1 pseudogene is annotated in these 232 nt (G+C 67.7%); it reads right to left on the bottom strand.

The features are described from left to right. Positions 1 to 232 (bottom strand): annotated as a pseudogene (locus ACWXWW_RS18400) (Na+/galactose cotransporter); the annotation flags it as partial.

The raw sequence follows: 232 nt of genomic DNA, 5'->3' as shown, positions 1-232 counted from the left end.
CGTCGGGGTCGACGAGGTCGGTCTTCGGGGTCTCGGAGTAGACCAGGCCCTTCAGCTCGTGAACGGGCTTCGGGGTCGTGAACTGGGTGACCACGACCGACACGAGGATGTCCACGACGAACGCGGTCGCGGCGCTCAGGAACGCGAGCCCCTGACCCGGCAGCGTGAACACGTGGAAGAACGTCGAGGACGACCACAGCACCACGGCGGCGACCGTTCCCGACACCAGGCC

It is taken from the genome of Microbacterium sp. KNMS (genome assembly GCF_053851835.1).
This window is presented reverse-complemented; position numbering and strand designations above follow the sequence as displayed.